This is a genomic window from Microbacterium sp. Leaf161 (assembly GCF_001423645.1).
Taxonomy (GTDB): domain Bacteria; phylum Actinomycetota; class Actinomycetes; order Actinomycetales; family Microbacteriaceae; genus Microbacterium; species Microbacterium forte.
Window position 1 is genome coordinate 2,012,028 of sequence record NZ_LMOW01000001.1, and the last position, 20,127, is coordinate 2,032,154.

Sequence of the window (20,127 nt, forward strand, 5' to 3'; positions counted from 1 at the left end):
TCGGCGGCATCCGCTCGAGGGCGGATGCCGCCGGCCGGCGTCTCACGATGTCTCGCACCGCGTTCTCCACCGAGCCGCCCCGGTCTGTCGGGCGGCTCTTCGACGTCAAGCTCCTCGTCGGCATCCTCGTCGTCCTCGCACTTCTCGTCGTGTCCCTGTTCACAGGCGTCTACGACATCGCGGGAGCCGCCGACGGTGCCGAGATGTTCCAGATCACCCGGGTCCCGCGCACGATAGCCCTCGTCCTCGCGGGCGCCGCCATGGCGATGGCGGGGCTGGTGATGCAGCTCCTCACTCAGAACCGCTTCGTCGAGCCGACCACCACCGGCACCACCGAATGGGCGGGCCTCGGTCTGCTGACGGTCATGGTGCTCGTGCCGAACCCCTCGATCCCGCTGAGGATGGCAGGCGCCATCATCGCGGCCTTCATCGGCACCATGGTGTTCTTCGCCTTCCTGCGCCGCGTCTCGCTGAAGTCGTCTCTCATCGTCCCGATCGTCGGCATCATGCTGGGTGCCGTCGTCGGATCGGTGTCGACCTACTTCGCACTCGTGACCGACTCGCTGCAGGCCATCGGCGTCTGGTTCGCGGGCAGCTTCACATCGGTGCTCCGAGGGCAGTACGAGATGCTCTGGATCGTGGCGATCGTCGGAGTCGTCGTGTTCGTCGTCGCCGACCGTCTCACGATCGCCGGGCTGGGGGAGGAGATCGCGACGAACGTCGGGGTCGACTACAACCGGGTGATCCTGCTCGGAACAGTGCTCATCGCCGTCACCACGGGGGTGGTCACGGTCATCGTCGGCAACCTTCCCTTCCTCGGGCTGATCGTGCCGAACATCGTCTCGATGGTCCGCGGCGACGATCTGCGCAGCAACCTGCCGTGGGTCTGCCTGCTCGGCATCGCGATCGTCACCGTCTGCGACATCATCGGACGGACGATCATCATGCCGTTCGAGGTGCCGGTGTCGCTGATCCTCGGCATCGTCGGCGCGATCGTCTTCATCCTGCTCCTGCTGAGGCAGCGTCGTCGTGGCTGAGGCGATCGCGGCCGGCACCCGCAGCTCCGGATCCTTCACGACTCCGCGCGCACGACGGCGATATGTCATCGTGCTCGGCATCCTCGTCGCCCTGTCCGTGGCCTTCGCCTTCGCTCTGCTCGCGTGGGAGAACCCGATGCCGATCGGATCACCCGGATTCTGGCGCATCGCGAAGCTGCGCGTGACGAACGTGACCGTGATGGCCGTGGTCGCCGTGGCGCAGGCGATCGCCACCGTGAGCTTCCAGACGGTCACCAACAACCGCATCATCACGCCGTCGATCATGGGATTCGAGTCGCTGTATCGCGTCGTGCAGACCACCACGGTGTATCTGTTCGGCGTCGCCGGTCTCGTGGCGATCCAGGGCGTCTGGCAGTTCGGCCTGCAGGTCGTCATCATGGTGGGGCTTGCGATGGCGCTCTACGGATGGCTGCTGTCCGGGCGCTACGGCAACCTGCAGATCATGCTGCTCATCGGGATCATCATCGGCGGCGGTCTCGGAGCGATCTCGACCTTCATGCAGCGGCTGCTCACGCCCAGCGAGTTCGACGTGCTCGCGGCGCGACTGTTCGGCAACGTCTCGAACGCCGACGCGTCGTACCTGCCGCTCGCCATTCCGCTGTGCATCGCGGCCTCGGCGCTGCTCTGGATGAGGTCCCGGAGGCTGAACCTGCTCGCGCTCGGGCCCGACGTGTCGCGTTCGCTCGGCCTCGACCACAAGCGCGAGCTCTTCATCGTGCTCTTCCTCGTCGCCGTGCTGATGGCGACATCGACCGCGCTGGTCGGTCCGATGACGTTCCTCGGATTCCTCGTCGCGACTCTCGCGTACCAGTTCGCCGACACGTACGATCATCGACTCATCTTCCCGGTGGCCGTGCTCACGGCCTTCACGATCCTCGCCGGGGCCTATTTCGTCATGAAGAACGTCTTCTACGCGCAGGGGATGGTCTCGATCCTCATCGAGCTCGTCGGCGGAACCGTCTTCCTCATCGTCATCCTCAGAAAGGGCAGGCTGTGATCACACTCGAGGGCGCCCGCCGCGACTACAGCGACCAGGTCGCGATCGGCCCCGTGGATCTCCGGATCCCCGCCGGGGGCATCACGGCGCTGATCGGTCCCAACGGCGCGGGCAAGTCGACGCTGCTGACGATGATCGGTCGGCTCGGCGGCATGGACGCCGGGGCGATCGAGATCGCCGGATACGACGTCGCGACCACGAAGTCGAAGGACCTCGCCAAGATCGTCTCGGTGCTCCGCCAGGAGAACCACTTCGTCACGCGGCTCACCGTGCGCCAGCTCGTCGGTTTCGGGCGCTTCCCGCACTCGCAGGGCCGCTTGACCCGCGCTGACGAGGAGATCATCAGCAGGGCGATCGACTTCCTCGACCTCGGCGACCTGGAAGGGCGCTACCTCGACGAGCTCTCCGGAGGCCAGCGGCAGCGAGCCTACGTCGCGATGGTTCTGGCGCAGGACACCGAGTTCGTGCTGCTCGACGAGCCGCTCAACAACCTCGACATGAAGTATGCCGTGCAGATGATGAAGCACCTGCGTCGTGCGGCTGAAGAGCTCGGGCGCACGATCGTCATCGTCCTGCACGACATCAACTTCGCAGGTCATTACGCCGACCATATCTGTGCCATGAAAGACGGTGAGGTGGTGGAGTTCGGCCCTCCCTCCGCGATCATGACCGGTGAGGTGCTCACCCGCGTGTTCGACACGTCCGTGCAGGTGGTCGAGGGGCCCTCCGGTCCTCTCGCCGTCTACTACTGATGCTCAGAGCTCGACGCCGTGGTCCTCGTCGTTGACGCCGGCATTGCGGCCCCGGCGGGATTCGTAGCCGATGAACCAGCCCAGCCAGACGATCGCGGCGAGCAGGATGCCGAGCCAGACGTTCTGGAAGATCAGGCCGATCACGACACCGAGGATGAGAAGACCTGCGGTGACGGAGAAGCGGAGTGCGTTGCGCGACATGGGCTCAGCCTAAAGGCGATCCGCCCGCCACGGGAGGTCAGCGAGTGCGGTGATCTTCGGGGGAGAGCCGTGGCCCTCGTCGGGGCTCGCTCACTCTGCTCGCGAAGATGAGGCGGATCACACGCTGCCGGTGCCCCGCCCACGGGGCGAGCAGGTCGAGCATCCCTTCGTCATCGGTGCGGTGGCCGGTGAGGGCGTATCCCACCTGATGTGCGAGGTGGTAGTCGCCGACGCTCACCGCATCCGGATCGCCGAGTGCCCGGATGCGCGTCTCGGCCGAGGTCCACACACCCACGCCGGGGAAGCTCGTCAGGACGCGGTCACGCTCGTCGCCGCCGGGTGCTGCCAGAAGCGCGCGCGAGATGCTGTCCGCCCGCTCGGCGACGCGCACGACGGTCTTCGACTGCGGCGGCTGCACCGCGACCCGATGCCAGTCCCACGAGGGGATGCGACGCCATTGCTCTGCGGTCGGGGCGGCGTGCATCGGCCGCGGGGTCGGACCGGGTGCGCGCTCGCCGAACTTCGTGACGAGCAGCCTCCAGGCGCGGAACGCCTCGAGACCCGTCACCTTCTGCTCGATGATGGCGCAGGCGAGAGCGTCGAAAACGACGCCGGTGCGAGCCAGGCGGATGCCGGGCGCACGGCGGGCCACCTCGGAGATCAGGGGATGGAGCGAGGGATCGAAACCCGACGGGTCGTCTCGGGCGCCGCACAGGTCGGGCACGGTGTCGAGTGCGTGCTCGGCTCCGCGGCCCCACGCGGTGGCCTTGATCTCTCCGCTCTGCGCGCGCAGGGCCAGCGTCGCAGGGCCGAGCGGAGTTCGGAGAGTGCGCCAGATCACCGGACCGTCGAAGACCATGGTGGGGTCCCCGGGGCCTCGCCGCAGCATGCCGACCGTCGCGCGGAGATCGACGGGTGCGGTCGGCCGATACACAGTCTCCCGCGGTGCGCTCTGAGAAGCCGCGTCGGCGGCTCCGGCATCCGCGGTCAGGGTCATGCGCCCCACGATACGTGGCGGGGCTGACACTCGGATCAGAAGCGGTCGGGCGAGGGTGTGCCGTGGCCGTAGCGGATGACGACGTCGGCGTGACGGTCGAAGCGGTAGCCGATGCCGCGCACGGTTCGGACGATGTCCTCGTAGCGGCCGAGCTTCGCGCGCAGACGCCGAACATGCACGTCGATGGTGCGCTCGCCGGGGGTCTCGTCGTCCTGCGCCTGCCACAGAGCGGAGACGAGTTCGCTGCGCTCGATCGTGCGTCCTTCGCGGAGCACGAGGTACTGCAGCAGCTCGAACTCCTTGTAGGTGAAGGCTGCGGATTCTCCGTCGATCAGGACGCGCTTGCGCGAGATGTCGACGACGACGCCGCCCTCCTCGTCGGTGGTCTCCTCCTCTGCGGCGGCCTTGGTGCGGGCGATCGCACCGGGCTCGTGCAGTGCGAGACGCACGACGTCGAGGTCGCGACCCCCCGAGCCGTGCGGGGCGAGCGCGACGGTGGCGTGCGTCTCGGCGCCGGGAGCGAGCTCGGCGAGAGTGCGACGCAGCGCGTCGACGAGGAGCGGGAGGCTGACTCCGGCTTCTGCGGCCTTGATCTCGTCGAGGCCGACGTAGAGGGCGAAGCCGCGGGGCGAGCGGACAGCGGGAAGATCTGCATCGAGCGGGGCTGCGGCGGGCGCCGGAGCGGCGGTGCGGACGGCGGCGGTGGCGGCGGGACGCTCGAGAAGTGCGGTGTTCGACATGATGATGAAGTCCTCAGGACGTGAGCCGGGAAGAGGCTCTGATGCGTTGCATGAATGACCGGGCGAGCCGGAAGAGCGAGCAAAGGGTGGATGCTCGATGACCCATACCTCGCAGATCGCGAGAAGTCAGGTCAGACGGAGTGGCTGTTCGTTCAGCGACACATTCGGCAACACATGCCAACGCGACCGGGCATCATCATCCCGGCAGTCCTGTTCGCCTCCTGGGCGGACAAAGGGCTTGCGTTGGTAGTCATGGGGGGATTATGTCGGAAGAAGTCCGGGCGTGTCAAAACGGCCGACCGTGCCGGAGGCGGGCGTAACGTGGAGAGATGACCACTTCGACCCTCGCCGCAGGCTTCCTCCTCACCGATGAGAAGGACGCATCGCGGTACACGTTGATGAGAGACGGGCAGCTCGTGAGCGTGCTCGACTACCGCGACGACGGACACACGATCGCCCTGACGAGAGCCTTCACGATCCCCACTTTCCGCGGCCACGGCTATGCGGGTGTCGTCGTCGAGGGCGCTGTCGCCGACATCGAGGAACGCGGAGATCGCAAGGTCGATGCGGTGTGCTGGTACGTCTCCGACTGGTTCCAGGCGCACCCGGAGCACTCGGCTCTCCTGCGCTCTCGCTGACGCAGCTCGTGTGACGCTGTGTTACACGGTGGCGCCCTGACAGGATGAAGTCATGAAACTCGCAGAGGCACTCACCGCCCGCGCAGACCTGCAGCGCCGCATAGAGCAGCTGCGTGCGCGCATCACCGCGAACGCCAGGTACCAGGAGGGCGAGGAGCCCGCCGAGGATGCCGCCGCGCTTCTCGTTCAGGCGGACGCCGATCTGCTGCTGCTCCGAGACCTCATCAGGCGGATCAACGCGACGAACTCGCGTCTGGATCTGGGTACCGACGGAACCATGACCGATGCCCTCGCCGCCCGCGACGTGCTCCGGCTGCAGCACTCGCTGCTCGCGGACGCCGCCGCGGCGGCATCCGGGGCGAACGACCAGTTCCTGCGTCAGATGCGGTCGGAGCTGCGTCAGATCTCCGCGCTTCCCGTCGCCGAGCTGCGCTCGCGCGCGGATGGGGTCGCGCAGGAGCTGCGCGAACTCGACAATCGGATCCAGCAGGCGAACTGGCTCCACGATCTGGAGGAGTAGAGCGGAAGTCGGTAGTCACGACGAGGCGGGCACACCCCCAGCCGGAGGGGCAATTCCGGCTCATGTTGGGCGGAGGGCAGCCCGGATCCGCATCGCGCAGCCCCGCACGCCGCACATGTGATCGCGCATCGCGCATCTCGCATCACCACGTGTCGATCATCGTGACGAGGGGGGGTCAGGGGACCTTCCGCTCGCGATCCCACAGCCTCATCTCGGGTAATATGGTTTCTCTGCTCAGCCCCGTCGGCTGAGGTGGTCAGGCGCTCATGAAGCGCGCTGGTCCGAGGCTCGAAACCTCCGGCATCGTCCCCGACACCGGAGGTTCTTCCATGTCATCGTCCTTGCGCGCCCGCCCCCAGACCCGGTGGTGGGCGCTCGTCGTCATCTCCCTCACGCAGCTGATCGTCGTCTTCGACGGCACGATCGTGAGCATCGCCCTGCCTCAGGCCCAGGCGTCCCTCGGCTTGACCGACGGCCAGCGTCAGTGGGTCGTCACGGCCTACGCCCTGGCCTTCGGCGCACTGCTCCTGCTCGGTGGTCGCATCGCCGACTACGTCGGGCGCAAGCGTGTCTTCATGATCGGGATGGTGGGCTTCGGCGCTGCATCCCTCTATGGCGGCCTCGCGCAGTCGGGCTGGGAGCTCATCCTCGCCCGCGGCCTGCAGGGCGTCTTCGCCGCACTTCTCGCACCGGCGGCTCTCGCGCTGCTCACCGTGACCTTCCCCTCGGGCCGCGAGCGCAACACGGCGTTCGCCGTGTTCGGGACCGTCGCGGGAACCGGCGCAGCGGTCGGCCTGCTGCTGGGCGGATTCCTCACCGAGTTCACCGATTGGCGCTGGTGCCTGCTGGTCAATCTGTTCTTCGTCGCGATCGGCCTCGTCGGCGGAGCGCTCTTCCTCACCGAGAGCAAGGCCGAGGGCGACAACCGGTACGACGTCTGGGGTGCGATCACCGTGACTCTCGGTCTCGGATCGCTCGTCTACGGCTTCAGCCTCGCCGAGAACGGCTGGGGCGATCCGCTGACGATCACGTTCCTCGCTCTGGGGGTCGTGCTGCTCGGCGTGTTCGTGTGGGTCGAGAGTCGTGTGTCGCAGCCGCTCCTCCCGCTGCGGGTGGTGGCCGATCGAGTGCGAGGGGGAGCGTTCCTCATCCAGGGCGTGGCCGGGGCGATCATGATCGGCGCGACGCTCTACCTGACCTTCCACCTCCAGTTCGTGCTCGGCATGGGCGCGCTCCCGGCGGGAGCGGCGACCCTGCCGCTGCCGATCGCGACGATGATCATCGCCCCGATCGCGACGAAGCTCCTCACGGTGATCGGGCCGCGGCCGATGCTGATCGTGGGGCCGCTCGTCGCGGCGGCCGGTCTGTTCCTCCTCTCCGGGATCACCCCCGATGGGGCGTACATCGTGCAGATCGCGCCGGCGCTTCTGCTCCTCGGCATCGGCATGGGCTTCGTGTTCATCCCGCTGCAGAACCTGGCGCTCACCGGAGTCGCACCGCATGACGCGGGCATCGCATCGGCCGTCGCCAACTCGGCCATGCAGATCGGCGGATCGATCGGGCTGTCCGTGTTCACGGCCGTGTACGCGGCGTCCGTGGGCGGGCACGCGCAGACGGAGGTCTCCCCGACGCAGCTGACCGACGCCTACGGCTGGGTGTTCATCGTCGCGTCGATCCTCATGGTCGGCGCTGCCGTGATCGCCGCCGTCATGGTGCGCGGTTCGAAGGACGAGCTGATGCCGTCGCAGCCGGGGTTCGCGGTCGGCGCGCACTGAGACGCTCGCGGCATCCGTTCCGCCCGGAATCCCACGGATTCCGGGCCCAGGAACGGATGCCGCGGCACGCCTGAGGCCGAATGTCGGTGGGGGTTCGTAGCGTGTGAGTATGCGAATCCTGCACACCTCCGACTGGCACATCGGCCGCACCTTCCATGGCAACTCGACCATGGACGCGCTGGCCGAGGTCCTCGGAGCGCTCACGGTGCAGGTTCGTGAGAACGCGGTCGACGTCGTCATCGTCGCCGGTGACGTCTTCGATTCGGCGACGCCGGCCGGCCCCGCGTACACGCTTCTCGGCGACGTGCTCGTCGCGCTGCATGAGACGGGTGCCCGTGTGATCGTCACGAGCGGCAACCACGACTCCGCTGCGCGTCTCGGGTTCCAGGCGCGGCTGCTCCGTGACGGCATCCACGTGCTGACCGATCCGCTCGCGATCGGCACGCCGGTGACGCTGGCAGACGCCGATGGTCCGGTGCATTTCTACGGCATCCCGTACCTCGAGCCCGCCATCGTGCGTCAGCACTGGATCGGCGCCGATCTGCGCACGCAGGCGCAGACGCTGTCTCATGCGATGGATCTCGTCCGGGTGGGGATGCAGGCCCACCCGGGGCGATCCGTCGCGATCGCGCACTGCTTCTCCGCCGGAGTCGACGCCACGGTCGGTCTCGAGCGCGAGGTGCGGCAGGGGGGTCTCGACGTCGTGCCGCTGTCGGTCTTCGACGGTCCTGATTACGTCGCTCTCGGGCACATCCACGGGCGCCAGAAGATCAGCGAACGGGTGCGCTATTCGGGCGCTCCGCTGCACTACAGCTTCGGCGAGCAGAGCAAGCCGCGCGGTTCTTGGCTGGTCGACCTCGATGCCACCGGCCTCGCATCGGTCGAGTGGCTCGATCTTCCCGTCCCTCGTCGCCTGGTCACCCTCACCGGCACCCTCGATGAGATCCTGTCTCCCGAGAACATCGCGGCGCACGCCGACGACTGGGTCTGTGCGGTGTACACCGACGCGCTCGCCCAGACCGAGCCCATGCGTCGACTCCGAGAGCGCTATCCGCACTGCGCGATGGTGCAGCATCAGCCCTCCGACACATCCGCGGCAGTCGAGCGCTCCTATGTCGATCGGCTGAGCGGTGCCGTCAGTGACCCCGAGCGCATCGAGGCCTTCCTCGAGCACGTCCGCGCGGGCCACGGGGCGACCGAGCGCGAGCGCGAGCTGATCCGCGAGGTCCTCGATGACCGCGTCCGCGCCGAAGCCCTCATCTGATCCGGTGACGACTCGATCCAGCCCGGCGATGCGTCACCGCGATCATGCTCCGACAGTGAAGAAGACTCTCTGATGCAGTTGCACCGACTGGAGGTCGAAGGGTTCGGCCCGTTCCGCGAGCGGCAGACCGTCGACTTCGATGCGTTCGCCGACGACGGCATCTTCCTGATCGCCGGTCGCACGGGCGCCGGCAAGTCCAGCATCCTCGATGCCGTCTGCTTCGGTCTCTACGGCGGAGTCCCGCGCTACGAGGGTGGCGAGAAGCGGCTGCGCAGCGATCACTGCGAGCCCGACGACGTGACTGAGGTCGTGGTGGAGTTCAGCACTCCGGCGGGCCGATTCCGCGTCAGGCGTTCACCGGAATACGAGCGCCCCAAGAAGCGCGGCGGCGGCATGACGGTGCAGCCGGCGGCCGTGCAGCTCGACACCTCGGTCGGCGGCGAATGGATCGGTCTCGCCGCGAAAGAGCGCGAGGCGGCCTTCGAGCTCGACGAGATCCTGCAGCTCAGTCGCGAGCAGTTCCTCCAGGTGATCCTGCTCGCGCAGAATCGGTTCTCGGAGTTCCTGCTGGCGGGGAGCAAAGAGAGACAGTCGCTGCTGCGGCGGCTGTTCGGCACCGAGCGTTTCGAAGACGTGCAGGCGCGTTTCGATGAACGACGCAAGGCGGCCGAGCAGAGTCTCGGGGCACGCCTCGCAACGGTGTCTGCCCGCCTCGACGAGGGCGAGAGGCTCGTCGGCAGCGCCGGCCTCGGGCACGACGGCGAGGTGCAGGGAGAAGACGCGGGCGCGGCCGACTCAGAGCCTGTCGCGGTGACGACAGAGGAGCGCCTCGACGGTCTGCGTCGCGCGAAGGCTCGTGCGGATTACCGCGCAGAACGTCGAGCGGCTGAGCGCATCGAGGCGGAGAAGCAGTCGGACGCAGCAGACGCGGCCCTCGCGATCGCGCGTGAGGAGCAGCGGGCGCAGCTCGAGCGGGATCGGGCCAGAGCCGCGCTCGCACGTCTCGAGGCTGATGAGCCGCACATCGCCGCTGCGCGCGGTGAACTGCAGAACGCCAGGGCCGCGGAGCTGCTGCGGGGCCCGATCTCCGCCGCGACGACGGCGACATCGGCGCTCGACGCCGCGATCGAGGCCGAGACACGCGCACGAGCGGCCTGGGAGGCTCACGGCATCGTCGCGGACGATCTCACGGAGTGGGCGGCCGAGCGCACGGCGCAGACCGGTCTGTGGCAGCGTGCGGCAGAGCTGGAACGCTCCGCATCGGCGCTCGATGCCGAGCTTGCGGCGACGTCCGATGCCGTGGCGGCGGCGACCGCTCGCATCGACGCGGCCGAGGCCGATCGTGTCGCGCTTCCCGCAGAGCTCGAACAGCTCACACTCGCGCGCGACGCGGCGAGGCAGCTCGCTGATCGCGCCGGAGATCTGGCCGCAGCACGGGATGCTGCCGCAGCGCGGCATGCGGCGGCGGTCGAGACAGTCCGTCTCAGAGCCGCTCATGACGACGCCGAACGGCAACTCGCTGACGCCAGCGCCGCGCTCGCTGCAGCTCAGACCGCGCTCGCTCAGCTCACACAGCGCCGACTCGACGGATTCGCGGGGGAGTTGGCGACCTCGCTGCACGAGGGCGAGGCGTGCCCGGTATGCGGATCGCACGAACATCCGGCTCCCGCCGTGCATGCCGACCCCGTCTCGGCGGAAGACGTCGACGAGGCTGAAGCCGCACGTGATGTCCTCGCGCAGCGCGAGCGAGATGCGGCAGAACGGACATCCTCACTGCGCGCCGACCTCGCCGCGGCGATCAGCCGCGCCGACGGTCGAGAGGTCGACGAGGCTGTCGCAGAGCTCGACACCGCGACAGCGGCACACGCACAGAGCACAGATGCAGCCGACCAGCTGGTCACGCTCGATCAGCAGCGCGAAGCCCTCCTCGCGCGCATCCGCCGTCTCGACAGCGACCGCGACCGTGATTCCACAGCGCTGGCCGCGGCGCGCGAAGCGCACTCGCTCGTGGCGCAGCGGGTCGCCGATACGCGAGAGACGATCGCAGAAGCGAAAGGGCACTACGAGTCCGTGGCCGAGAGGCTCACGGCGACGCGTGTCGAAGTCCAGGCTGCTCTCGCGCTCGTCGAGGCGGCGGCAGAGCGGGCACGCAAGGCTGAGGCCGCGACAGCTGCGAAGGCCGAACTGGATGCGGCGCTGGAAGCATCCGAGTTCGACGGCATCGCGGCGGTCGAGCTGTCGCTCCTCACGGCCGCAGCGCAGGCGGCTCTCGAGAATCGAGTCACCCAGCACGCCGTCCAGCGCGAGAAGGAGCGCGCGATCCTCCTCGACCTCGAGCTCCGCACGCTCCCGGAGGAGACGATCGATCTCGGTCCTGCCGAGCAGTCTTCCCTCGCCGCGCGGCAGCGCTGGTCCGTCGCGGTCGACGAGGCGGGGCGGGCGGCAGGGGTGTCAGAGCAGCTCGCCGCGGTCATCGAGGCCGCGACATCAGAGCACGCCCGCATCGCAGACGACGCCGCCGACTACGAGGTTCTGCGAGGACTCGCCGACGCGATCGCCGGTCGCGGGGCGAACGCCCGCAAGATGACGCTCGAGACGTTCGTCCTCGCCGCCGAACTCGAAGAGATCGTCGACGCCGCGAACCGCCGGCTCAGCGACATGTCGACGGGGCGCTATCAGCTCCGCCACTCAGACGCGCTCGCCGCCCGCGGGGCAGCGTCTGGGCTCGGCATCGTCGTGTTCGACGCATTCACGGGCCAGACCCGGCCGGCGCAGTCGCTCTCGGGGGGCGAGACCTTCCTGAGCTCCCTCGCCCTTGCGCTCGGACTCGCCGAGGTGGTCACGGCGCGAGCCGGCGGCATCCGTCTCGACACCCTGTTCATCGACGAGGGCTTCGGCTCGCTCGACGGCGACACCCTCGACGTCGCCATGCGCACCCTCGACGAGCTGCGCCAGGGCGGTCGCACCGTCGGCGTCATCAGCCACGTCGAGGCGATGCAGGAGCAGATCCCTGCGCAGCTGCGGGTGCGTGCGACGTCGAGCGGTCCGAGCGTGATCGAAGCGCGCTGAGACCCAGCGCGCCCCTCGCCGGAGCAGCGGGTTCAGAGGATGCTGTCCTCAGACGCCGTACTCCCGGCGGATCACTTCACGCAGCTGCACGCTGCACCGTGCGATCGCCTCGCGGAAGTCGACGAGCGCGCCATCCTCCGCCCGGTCGGAGATCGCGCGGAACGCGCGGATCGGCACTCCGAACTGCTCGGCGACCCAGATGTACGCATAGGTCTCCATGTCGACCAGACCCGCACCCGAGGGGCGGATGACGGCGGTGATCCCGGCATCGCCGACGAAGCTGTCGCCGGTCGCGATCAGCACGCCCTCGCGGCCGGTAGACACGCGCGCGGGCAGCGACACGTGCTGCCCTGCGACGCCGTCGAGGTCGAACACGTCGTGCTGCAGTGCGCTGCCGATCTCGTGCACGGTCGCATCGAGCTCAGGGTCGATGCCGCCGGCGGTCCCGACGACCACCACCTCGGAGTACTCCTTGGCGTCGAGCGCACGGGTGAGGGCGTACACGGCCTGCATCTTGCCCTCGCCGGTGACGAGCTGGTCGAATCCCTCGAGCTCGTCCGGGAACGCTGCGAGTTCGGATGCCATGGCTGCGACGAGAAGTTTCACTCCGCCATCCTGCCAGGTGGATCGATCGCCGCGAAGCCGAGCGCGTGCGACCGACGTCATCTCGATGTAACACTGGGGGAGGATACTGGCGTCGGGCAGACCGGAGGAACAAATGACCCTGCAGCAGCAGATCTCTGAAGCGCTTGGTGTGAAGGCCGAGATCGACCCCGAGGTCGAGGTGGAACGCCGAGTGGCGTTCCTGGTCGACTACCTGCGGGTGACCGGAGCGAAGGGCTTCGTGCTCGGGATCTCCGGCGGACAGGACTCGACACTCGCGGGGCGACTCGCACAGCTCGCCGTCGAGCGCGTGCGCGCCGAGGGCGGAGAGGCGAAGTTCCTCGCCGTGCGGCTGCCGTACCGGGTGCAGAAGGACGCCGCTGATGCCGAGGCCGCGCTCGAGTTCATCGCACCGGACTCCTCGGTCGAGGTGAACATCCAGAACGGCGTCGACGGCGTCGAGGAGGACATCGAGTTCGCGGTCACGAGCGACATCAGCGACTTCAACCGCGGCAACATCAAGGCGCGCGTGCGCATGGTGACGCAGTACGCGCTCGCCGGACACGACGGTCTCATCGTCATCGGCACCGACCATGCAGCTGAGGCGGTCACGGGTTTCTACACGAAGTTCGGCGACGGCGCGGCCGACATCCTTCCCCTCTCGGGTCTCAGCAAGCGGCAGGGCCGGTCACTGCTGCTGCTGCTCGGGGCGCCGGATCGTCTCGCCTACAAGGTGCCGACGGCCGACCTCCTGGACGGCCAGCCCGGCCGAGCCGACGAAGACGAGCTGGGGCTCACGTACGAGCAGATCGACGACTTCCTCGAGGGGCGTGAGGTCGACCCCGATGTCGCGGGGCGGATCGAGTCCCGATACCTCGCCACGCAGCACAAGCGTCACCTCCCGGTGACCCCCGACGACACGTGGTGGCGCTGACACGCCTCTCGCCGTGATCCCGTGTCGGATGCCGCGGCTAGTGTCGAAGCATCCGAGGGAACGGGAGAATCGTGCGGATCGACACTCAGGCGCAGCGCGTCATCTGGAGCGCGAGCGACCTCAAGGCGGCCGCCGAATGCGAGTTCGCCTGGTGCCGCGCGATCGATGCGAAGCTGGGCCGCGTCCCGGCCGTGGAGGAGCCTGAAGACGCGACGCTCGCCAGGGCTGCGCTGCTCGGAGACGTCCACGAGCAGAACGTCCTCGCGCGCTACATCGACGACCTCGGGAGCGATCAGGTGCACCGGGTCGAGAAGGTGTCGTCGATCGACGCCGATGCGCTCGCAGCTGCGGTCGACGAGACGGTGTGTGCTCTCGGATCCGATGCGCTGATCGTGTTCCAGGCGGCGTTCGCGACACCCGAGTTCGTCGGGTTCGCCGATTTTCTCAAGCGCGACGACGACGGGCGATGGCGCGTGCAGGATTCCAAGCTCGCCCGCAAGGCGCGGGTCACCGCCCTCATGCAGCTCGCGGCATATGTCGATCAGCTCGACCGGCTGGGCATTCCGCGGTCCGACGAGGTCGACCTCATCCTCGGCGACGGAACGCTGAGCACCCACTCGGTGGACGACCTCCTTCCGCTGTTCCAGGTGCGTCGAGCGCGCCTGCGCGCCCTCATCGCCGATCGCCGAGTCGGAGACGGCTCCAGCGGCGCCCCGCTGGCATGGGGCGACGACCGCGGCGACCTCGAGGTCGTGGCCTGCGGGCGATGCGCGACCTGCGAGGAGCAGGTGATCGCGCATCGCGACCTGCTGATGGTCGCGCGCATGCGGCCCGTGCAGCGCGCCCGGCTGCGGGCAGCCGGGATCGAGACCATCGACGCGCTGGCCGACGCCGATACGCCTCCTGACGGCATGAACACCGACACGTTCGAGACGCTGCGGGCGCAGGCGAGGCTGCAGATCCGCGCGGATGCCGAGGGTGCGCCGACATACGACGTGCACTACGCCGCGGCGATCCACACCCTCCCCGTGCCCAGTCACGGCGACATCTTCTTCGACTTCGAGGGCGACCCGCTCTACACCGAGCCGGCGCCTGACGGCGAGGCTCGTTGGGGCATCGACTACCTCTTCGGATGGGTCGACAACGCCGACCAGTACACGGCGCTGTGGGCCCACGACTTCGCTGCGGAGCGAGAGGCGTTCGAGCGATTCCTCGACTTCGTGAAGGTGCGCAGAGCAGCGCACCCCGGCATGCACATCTATCACTACGCGCCATACGAGACCTCGCACCTGGTGGCGATGGCGGCACGCCACGGCGTGCGCGAGGGCGAGATCGACCGCCTGCTGCGCGAGGGCGTGTTCGTCGACCTGTATCCGCTGGTGCTGCGCACCGTGCGCGTGGGGTCGCGGTCGTACTCGATCAAGAAGCTCGAGCCGCTCTACATGGGTGAGGACGTGCGCACCAGTGACGTTCAGAAGGGCGACGACTCGATCGTGCAGTACGTGGCGGCCCGCGAGTTCGCGGCGGCGGGGGAGCAGGACGAGGCCGACGCGGTCTTCGCCGATCTCGCCGACTACAACCGCTACGACTGCGTGTCGACGAGGCGCCTTCGCAACTGGCTGATCGACATCGCCCGGAAGGAGGGGGTGAACCCCGCCCCGCCCGACGAGGCCGACGAGGTGATCTACGAGCCGTCGCCGCGGTCGGTGGCGCTCCTCGCCGACGCCGAGCGGGCCGTCGCGGCGGGTGGCGACGGGCAGGTGCATCGTCTCGCTGCGGCCGCCATCGACTACTTCCCTCGCGAGGCGAAGAGCTTCTGGGTGTCGCACTTCCAGCGGCTGCGCGAGCCCGTGACGATGTGGGACGGCACTCGCGATGTCGTGCGCGTCGACAGCATGTCGTCTACCGTTCAGCGCGACTGGAGCGTCGGCGAGGGTCGTCGGGTGATGTCGCGCGACATCGAGATCCGCGGAGAGGTGTCACCCGGCACCACTCTCGGAGCAGGGTCGCAGCCGTTCGCGCTCTATCCCGTGCCGGCTCCCTTCGACACCGAGGCCCCGTCACGCGCGGTGCACGTCCCGCACACGGTCACGGTCACCGAGCTGCTCGACGACGGCTATCTGATCACCGAGACGGCGATCCAGGGACAGACGTGGGACGAACTTCCTCTCGCTCTCACCCCCGCGGCTCCGCCACGTGTCGTCTCGCTGCAGGGCGCGATCGACGAATGGGCCGACACGGTCCACACGGCAGCACCCGGGTTCCCGTCCGATGCGGCCACCGACATCCTGCGCCGGATCCCCCCGCGGACCCTCTCGGGCCGCCCCCTGCCTGAGCAGGGAGACGACACGATCGATGCGATCGTGCGAGCTGTCCTCGACCTCGATCGCAGCTACCTCGCGGTCCAGGGCCCACCAGGCACCGGCAAGACCTACACGGGCTCCCAGGTGATCGCGCGGCTCGTGAAGGATCACGGCTTCAGAATCGGCGTCGTCGCGCAGTCCCACGCGATCATCGAGAATCTGCTCGAACGCGTGGTGGCCGACGGCGTTCCCGCCGCGCAGGTCGGGAAGGCGCCGAAGGATCCGTCGTCCGATCCCTCGTACACGGCGATTCCCAAGAACGGCATGGCCGCGTTCCTCGGCGAGCATGCCGAGCACGGAGCGGTCGTCGGCGGCACGGCCTGGGATTTCAGCAACACCGCACGCGTGGAGCGCGGGGGCCTCGACCTGCTCGTGGTCGATGAAGCGGGTCAGTTCTCCCTCGCCTCCACGATCGCCGTCGCCGCGGGCGCGCAGCGTCTGCTGCTGCTCGGTGACCCGCAGCAGCTGCCCCAAGTCAGCCAGGGAGCGCACCCCGAGCCCGTCGACACGTCGGCGCTCGGATGGGTCATGGACGGCGATGCGGTGGTCCGACCTGACTACGGCTATTTCCTGGCCCGTTCGTGGCGCATGCATCCTCGGCTCGCCGCGCCGGTGTCGAAGCTCGCATACGCCGGGCAGCTCGCGTCGGCCCCCGGCACCGAGCGGCGCGCGCTCGAAGGCATCGATCCTGGTCTGCACATCGTCCCGCTCCGGCACCGCGGCAACGCCACGCAGTCGCCGGAGGAGGCGCACGAGGTGGTGGCACTCGTGCGAGACCTCGTCGGACGCGCGTTCACCGACAACGATGCCGATGCCACGGTCAGGCCGCTCGTGCAGCGCGACATCATCGTCGTCGCGCCCTACAACGCACAGCGTCAGACCGTGCGCGACGCACTCGCCGAGGCAGGCTTCCCCGACGTCCCGGTCGGCACGGTCGACAACTTCCAGGGCAAGGAGGCGGTGGTCTCGATCACGTCCCTTGCGGCATCCAGCGGACGCGATGCCCCACGGGGTCCCGAATTCCTGCTGCTGCAGAACCGATTGAACGTGGCGATCTCGAGAGCGCAGGTAGCGGCCTACCTGATCCACTCACCGGCACTGCTCGACGACCTGCCCCGCACGCCCGAGGGGGTCGCTCGGATGAGCGCCTTCGCGCGGCTGGTCGGTGCGGCGAGCTGAGCGACGACCGGATCCAGAGCGAGGAACAGCCATCGTGCACACGACAGACGACATCCTTCGCGCCTCGGCGGCATGGGTGTGGTTCCCCCGTGACAGCGATCACGAGAAGACGGAGCTGCAGCTGGTGCGGTACCCCGAACGGTTCGGTGGCGGGGTGCGTGGATCGCAGGTCGACTCGGACGCCGATGGGGAGGCGGTTCTCGACCACGCGATCGAGCGCACCAGATCCTGGGGGGAGCGCGAGCTGCGCTTCTGGACCAACGCGTCCGATCGCCCCGACCTCGAAGCGGAGCTGCGCAGACGCGGCGCCGAGCACATAGACACGGTCGCGGTGTTCGCCTGTGCAATCGACCGTGCGTCGATCGACGTCCCCCCGGAGGCCGCCGCAGAGGTCGTACGCACGCTCGAGCAGGTCCGCGAGGTCGACGCCATCAACGTGCCGGTGTGGCAGCAGCAGCCCCTCGATGAAGAAGGGCTCCGGATCGAGTTCGAAGAGATCACGTCGACGCTCGACGCGGGTACGCACGCCCGTGTTCTTGCGCGGCTCGACGGCCGGGCCGTCAGCACCGGCGGGTGCACGATCGTCGACGGATTCGCCCGCTTGTGGGGTGCCGCCACGCTCGAGCACGCGCGGGGCAGAGGCGCTTACCGGGCGGTCCTCGCCGAGCGGCTGCGGGTGAGCGCATCACTCGGGGCGGAGACGGCACTCGTCAAGGGGCGCACAGCGACGTCCGCACCGATCCTCGAGCGGGCAGGTTTCACATACTACGGAGACGAGCGCGGCTACCGCCTGGGCGTGTGAGTCGCCCTGACGGGGCGTCGCAGCCGGTGGCCACGCGCGGCGATGTTCAGGGGCGTGGCGCCGGTCAGGCGCCGAGCTCCTCGCGGACCAGTCGTGCTCCCGCCGACAGCGCGCTCAGCTTGCCGAGCGCGACATGCCTCGGCAGGGGTGCCATGCCGCAGTTCGAGCTGGCGATGAGAAGCTCGGCGTCGACGAATTCGAGCGCGCGGCGCAGGGTGTCGGCGACTTCCTCCGGAGTCTCGACCTGCTCGCTCGCCACATCGATCGCCCCGAGCATGACCTTCTTGCCGCGGATGAGCTCGATGAGGTCCATAGGAACGTGAGAGTGGTGGCTCTCCAGCGAGATGATGTCGACGGAGGACCGCTGCAGAAGGGGGAACGACTCCTCGTACTGCCTCCACTCCGCGCCGAGAGTCGCCTTCCACTCGTTATTCGCCTTGATCCCGTAGCCGTAGCAGATGTGCACAGCCGTCTCGGCGCTCAGCCCTTCGACTGCGCGCTCGAGGGCCGCGATGCCCCAGTCCTTCATCTCGTCGAAGAAGACGTTGAACGCGGGCTCGTCGAACTGGATGATGTCCACTCCCGCAGCCTCGAGCTCCCTCGCCTCCTGGTTGAGGATGGTCGCGAACTCCCACGCCAGCTTCTCGCGGCTGCGATAGTGACGGTCGGCCAGGGTGTCGATCATCGTCATCGGGCCAGGGAGCGCCCATTTGATCGGCTGATCGGTCTGCCGACGCAGGAACGTCGCGTCGTCCACGAACACGGGCTTCGGACGGCTCACCGCACCCACCACGGTGGGCACGCTCGCGTCGTAGCGGTCGCGGATGCGGACCGTCTCGCGCTTCTCGAAATCGACGCCGTCGAGATGCTCGATGAAGGTGGTGACGAAGTGCTGGCGAGTCTGCTCCCCGTCGCTGACGATGTCGATGCCGCGCCGCCGCTGTTCGTGCACCGCGGCGCGCAGCGCATCATGCTTGCCCTCGACGAGCGCATCCCCCTGCAACTCCCACGGCGACCAGAGCACCTCAGGCCTCGCGAGCCATGCCGGCTTGGGCAGGCTTCCGACGATCGAGGTGGGGAGGAGGGTTTCCAAGGTCGTCGAGCCGGCGCCGGTCATCGGACCGGAGCGGGGGAGGTCGGGGTGAGGGCGGACGGAGCCGGGTAGGCGGCGGCCCATTCATCCAGCACGCGCCGGTGGGGAGTCACGAAGTGCTCATCCGCGTAGCGTCCCTGGACGACCGCGAGCTGGCTGCGCTCCTCGCGGTCGTAGGTGATCTCGGTCTGCTGGAAGTCTTCGTGCGCCAGGCTCGGACGGTAGACGCTCTCGGCGGGTGTGTTCGCGTTGTAGATCTCGGGGCGGTAGATCTTCTGGAACGTCTCCATGGTGCTGATCGTGCCGATGAGCTGCAGATCGGAGTAGTCGCTCAGAAGGTCGCCGCGGAAGTAGAAGGCGAGCGGGGCAGAGCTGCCTCGCGGCATGAAGTACCGCACCTGCAGGCCCATCTTCCCGAAGTACTCGTCGGTGAGCGAAAAGGAGTCCTGGACGTATTCGATGCCGAGCACGGGGTGGACGTTGCCGTTGCGGCGATACGTCCTGCTGGTCGAGACGCTGATGCAGATCACCGGCAGCGTCGAGAACCGCTCCTGATACGCGTCGGACTCGAGGAAGTGCTGGAAGAGCTTGCCGTGCAGCTCACCGAAGTCGTCGGGTGTCGCGAATCCGCCGGCGGCTGCGCTCGCCGCGGGCAGGACGACGCTGAAATCGTAGTCGCGCAGGTAGGAGGAGAAGTTGTTCCCCACGATGCCCTGGTGGCGTTCTCCGGTCAGCCGGTCGACGATGTGGATGTCCAGCACTTCGAGGACGGGGAACTCCCGGTCCTCGCCGTCGGCGAATCGCAGCTGCACCGAGACGATGTCGAGCTCCACCGAGTAGCGGCCGCCGTCTGGGCCGTCGCCGTCGAGTCCGTCACCGCGTGCGAGATCGTTGAACCGTCGGTCGATCATCGTGAGGGCATCGCGGAGGTTCTGCTGGCGACGCTCGCCGCGAGCGAGGTTGGCGAAGTTCGTGGTGATCCGCGAACTGTCCGACGGGGCGTAGTCCTCGTCGAAGCGCGTGGTGGTGATGCTGAACGTGATCTCGTTCGCCATGAGGGGCCAATCCGGGAAAGAGGCTGACAGGGCCTCGCGAATGCTGTGTTCTCATGGTGCTGCCGAACGAGGGTCATCGGGTAATTC

17 protein-coding genes are annotated in these 20,127 nt (G+C 68.3%); 11 read left to right on the top strand and 6 right to left on the bottom strand.

Annotation, left to right across the window (positions count from 1 at the left end):
* Positions 1 to 47 precede the first annotated feature (47 nt).
* The 3 genes from ASF87_RS09690 to ASF87_RS09700 are packed head-to-tail and all read left to right on the top strand — an operon-like array spanning position 48 to position 2,807.
* Positions 48 to 1,037 (top strand): iron chelate uptake ABC transporter family permease subunit, encoded by a 990-nt coding sequence (locus tag ASF87_RS09690; protein ID WP_056375669.1) that lies wholly within the window; start codon positions 48 to 50, stop codon positions 1,035 to 1,037.
* Positions 1,030 to 2,055 carry an iron chelate uptake ABC transporter family permease subunit gene (locus tag ASF87_RS09695; protein ID WP_056375670.1) on the top strand — a complete coding sequence of 342 codons (1,026 nt, stop codon included), beginning with the start codon at positions 1,030 to 1,032 and terminating at the stop codon, positions 2,053 to 2,055. The genes ASF87_RS09690 and ASF87_RS09695 overlap by 8 nt, the downstream gene beginning before the upstream one ends.
* Positions 2,052 to 2,807, top strand: coding sequence for an iron ABC transporter ATP-binding protein (locus tag ASF87_RS09700; RefSeq protein WP_056375671.1), 756 nt, complete (start codon positions 2,052 to 2,054; stop codon positions 2,805 to 2,807). The genes ASF87_RS09695 and ASF87_RS09700 overlap by 4 nt, the downstream gene beginning before the upstream one ends.
* 3 nt (positions 2,808 to 2,810) lie before the next feature.
* Here ASF87_RS09700 and ASF87_RS09705 read toward each other — a convergent pair whose 3' ends face one another.
* From ASF87_RS09705 to ASF87_RS09715, 3 genes are read right to left on the bottom strand one after another with little or no spacing between them, the layout of a single operon-like run.
* Complete coding sequence (locus ASF87_RS09705) at positions 2,811 to 3,008, bottom strand: hypothetical protein (RefSeq protein ID WP_056375672.1); 198 nt, start codon at positions 3,006 to 3,008, stop codon at positions 2,811 to 2,813.
* Positions 3,009 to 3,045: 37 nt separating this feature from the next.
* Positions 3,046 to 4,005 (bottom strand): DNA-3-methyladenine glycosylase family protein, encoded by a 960-nt coding sequence (locus ASF87_RS09710; RefSeq protein ID WP_056375673.1) that lies wholly within the window; start codon positions 4,003 to 4,005, stop codon positions 3,046 to 3,048.
* Positions 4,006 to 4,040: 35 nt separating this feature from the next.
* On the bottom strand, positions 4,041 to 4,745 hold the full coding sequence (locus tag ASF87_RS09715; RefSeq protein ID WP_042538945.1) for a winged helix-turn-helix domain-containing protein: 705 nt from the start codon (positions 4,743 to 4,745) through the stop codon (positions 4,041 to 4,043).
* A 329-nt stretch (positions 4,746 to 5,074) separates the two neighbouring features.
* On the opposite strand from ASF87_RS09715, the gene ASF87_RS09720 reads away from it, so the two are divergent.
* The 5 genes from ASF87_RS09720 to ASF87_RS09740 all read left to right on the top strand — a co-directional run bounded on the left by ASF87_RS09720 (position 5,075) and on the right by ASF87_RS09740 (position 12,011).
* Positions 5,075 to 5,383 carry a GNAT family N-acetyltransferase gene (locus ASF87_RS09720; protein ID WP_056375674.1) on the top strand — a complete coding sequence of 103 codons (309 nt, stop codon included), beginning with the start codon at positions 5,075 to 5,077 and terminating at the stop codon, positions 5,381 to 5,383.
* 52 nt (positions 5,384 to 5,435) lie between these two features.
* Positions 5,436 to 5,903 carry a DIP1984 family protein gene (locus tag ASF87_RS09725; protein ID WP_056375675.1) on the top strand — a complete coding sequence of 156 codons (468 nt, stop codon included), beginning with the start codon at positions 5,436 to 5,438 and terminating at the stop codon, positions 5,901 to 5,903.
* A 329-nt stretch (positions 5,904 to 6,232) separates the two neighbouring features.
* Positions 6,233 to 7,678 carry an MFS transporter gene (locus ASF87_RS09730; protein WP_056376443.1) on the top strand — a complete coding sequence of 482 codons (1,446 nt, stop codon included), beginning with the start codon at positions 6,233 to 6,235 and terminating at the stop codon, positions 7,676 to 7,678.
* A 109-nt stretch (positions 7,679 to 7,787) separates the two neighbouring features.
* A complete protein-coding gene (locus ASF87_RS09735; RefSeq protein ID WP_056375676.1) occupies positions 7,788 to 8,942 on the top strand; it encodes an exonuclease SbcCD subunit D in 1,155 nt (384 codons plus the stop codon).
* 72 nt (positions 8,943 to 9,014) lie between these two features.
* Complete coding sequence (locus ASF87_RS09740) at positions 9,015 to 12,011, top strand: AAA family ATPase (protein ID WP_056375677.1); 2,997 nt, start codon at positions 9,015 to 9,017, stop codon at positions 12,009 to 12,011.
* Positions 12,012 to 12,059: 48 nt separating this feature from the next.
* On the opposite strand, the gene ASF87_RS09745 is transcribed toward ASF87_RS09740, so the two are convergent.
* On the bottom strand, positions 12,060 to 12,617 hold the full coding sequence (locus ASF87_RS09745) for a phosphorylase family protein (RefSeq protein WP_042539416.1): 558 nt from the start codon (positions 12,615 to 12,617) through the stop codon (positions 12,060 to 12,062).
* A gap of 112 nt (positions 12,618 to 12,729) precedes the next feature.
* Between ASF87_RS09745 and nadE the strand changes: the two genes are divergently transcribed.
* From nadE to ASF87_RS09760, 3 genes are all read left to right on the top strand, one after another.
* The gene (gene nadE / locus ASF87_RS09750) at positions 12,730 to 13,548 is read left to right on the top strand and encodes an ammonia-dependent NAD(+) synthetase (protein WP_042538954.1); all 819 of its coding nucleotides are present in this window, start codon (positions 12,730 to 12,732) and stop codon (positions 13,546 to 13,548) included.
* 71 nt (positions 13,549 to 13,619) lie between these two features.
* Complete coding sequence (locus ASF87_RS09755; protein ID WP_082508824.1) at positions 13,620 to 17,090, top strand: TM0106 family RecB-like putative nuclease; 3,471 nt, start codon at positions 13,620 to 13,622, stop codon at positions 17,088 to 17,090.
* A gap of 34 nt (positions 17,091 to 17,124) precedes the next feature.
* Positions 17,125 to 17,892 (top strand): hypothetical protein, encoded by a 768-nt coding sequence (locus ASF87_RS09760; RefSeq protein WP_235558917.1) that lies wholly within the window; start codon positions 17,125 to 17,127, stop codon positions 17,890 to 17,892.
* Between the two features lie 64 nt (positions 17,893 to 17,956).
* On the opposite strand, the gene ASF87_RS09765 is transcribed toward ASF87_RS09760, so the two are convergent.
* Together ASF87_RS09765 and ASF87_RS09770 are read right to left on the bottom strand one after the other, a co-directional pair.
* Positions 17,957 to 18,985: a methionine synthase gene (locus tag ASF87_RS09765; RefSeq protein ID WP_056376446.1), complete on the bottom strand. Its 1,029-nt coding sequence runs from the start codon at positions 18,983 to 18,985 to the stop codon at positions 17,957 to 17,959.
* 20 nt (positions 18,986 to 19,005) lie between these two features.
* The gene (locus ASF87_RS09770; RefSeq protein WP_056375678.1) at positions 19,006 to 20,040 is read right to left on the bottom strand and encodes a putative oxygenase MesX; all 1,035 of its coding nucleotides are present in this window, start codon (positions 20,038 to 20,040) and stop codon (positions 19,006 to 19,008) included.
* Positions 20,041 to 20,127 lie beyond the last annotated feature (87 nt).

What these genes read in the sequence shown, in the direction of transcription:
- ASF87_RS09715 (WP_042538945.1), bottom strand. Translation starts at nt 4,745, where the DNA reads ATGTCGAACACCGCACTTCTCGAGCGTCCCGCCGCCACCGCCGCCGTC.
- nadE (WP_042538954.1), top strand. Translation starts at nt 12,730, where the DNA reads ATGACCCTGCAGCAGCAGATCTCTGAAGCGCTTGGTGTGAAGGCCGAG.
- ASF87_RS09710 (WP_056375673.1), bottom strand. Translation starts at nt 4,005, where the DNA reads ATGACCCTGACCGCGGATGCCGGAGCCGCCGACGCGGCTTCTCAGAGC.
- ASF87_RS09735 (WP_056375676.1), top strand. Translation starts at nt 7,788, where the DNA reads ATGCGAATCCTGCACACCTCCGACTGGCACATCGGCCGCACCTTCCAT.
- ASF87_RS09705 (WP_056375672.1), bottom strand. Translation starts at nt 3,008, where the DNA reads ATGTCGCGCAACGCACTCCGCTTCTCCGTCACCGCAGGTCTTCTCATC.
- ASF87_RS09725 (WP_056375675.1), top strand. Translation starts at nt 5,436, where the DNA reads ATGAAACTCGCAGAGGCACTCACCGCCCGCGCAGACCTGCAGCGCCGC.
- ASF87_RS09690 (WP_056375669.1), top strand. Translation starts at nt 48, where the DNA reads ATGTCTCGCACCGCGTTCTCCACCGAGCCGCCCCGGTCTGTCGGGCGG.
- ASF87_RS09740 (WP_056375677.1), top strand. Translation starts at nt 9,015, where the DNA reads ATGCAGTTGCACCGACTGGAGGTCGAAGGGTTCGGCCCGTTCCGCGAG.
- ASF87_RS09730 (WP_056376443.1), top strand. Translation starts at nt 6,233, where the DNA reads ATGTCATCGTCCTTGCGCGCCCGCCCCCAGACCCGGTGGTGGGCGCTC.
- ASF87_RS09770 (WP_056375678.1), bottom strand. Translation starts at nt 20,040, where the DNA reads ATGGCGAACGAGATCACGTTCAGCATCACCACCACGCGCTTCGACGAG.
- ASF87_RS09720 (WP_056375674.1), top strand. Translation starts at nt 5,075, where the DNA reads ATGACCACTTCGACCCTCGCCGCAGGCTTCCTCCTCACCGATGAGAAG.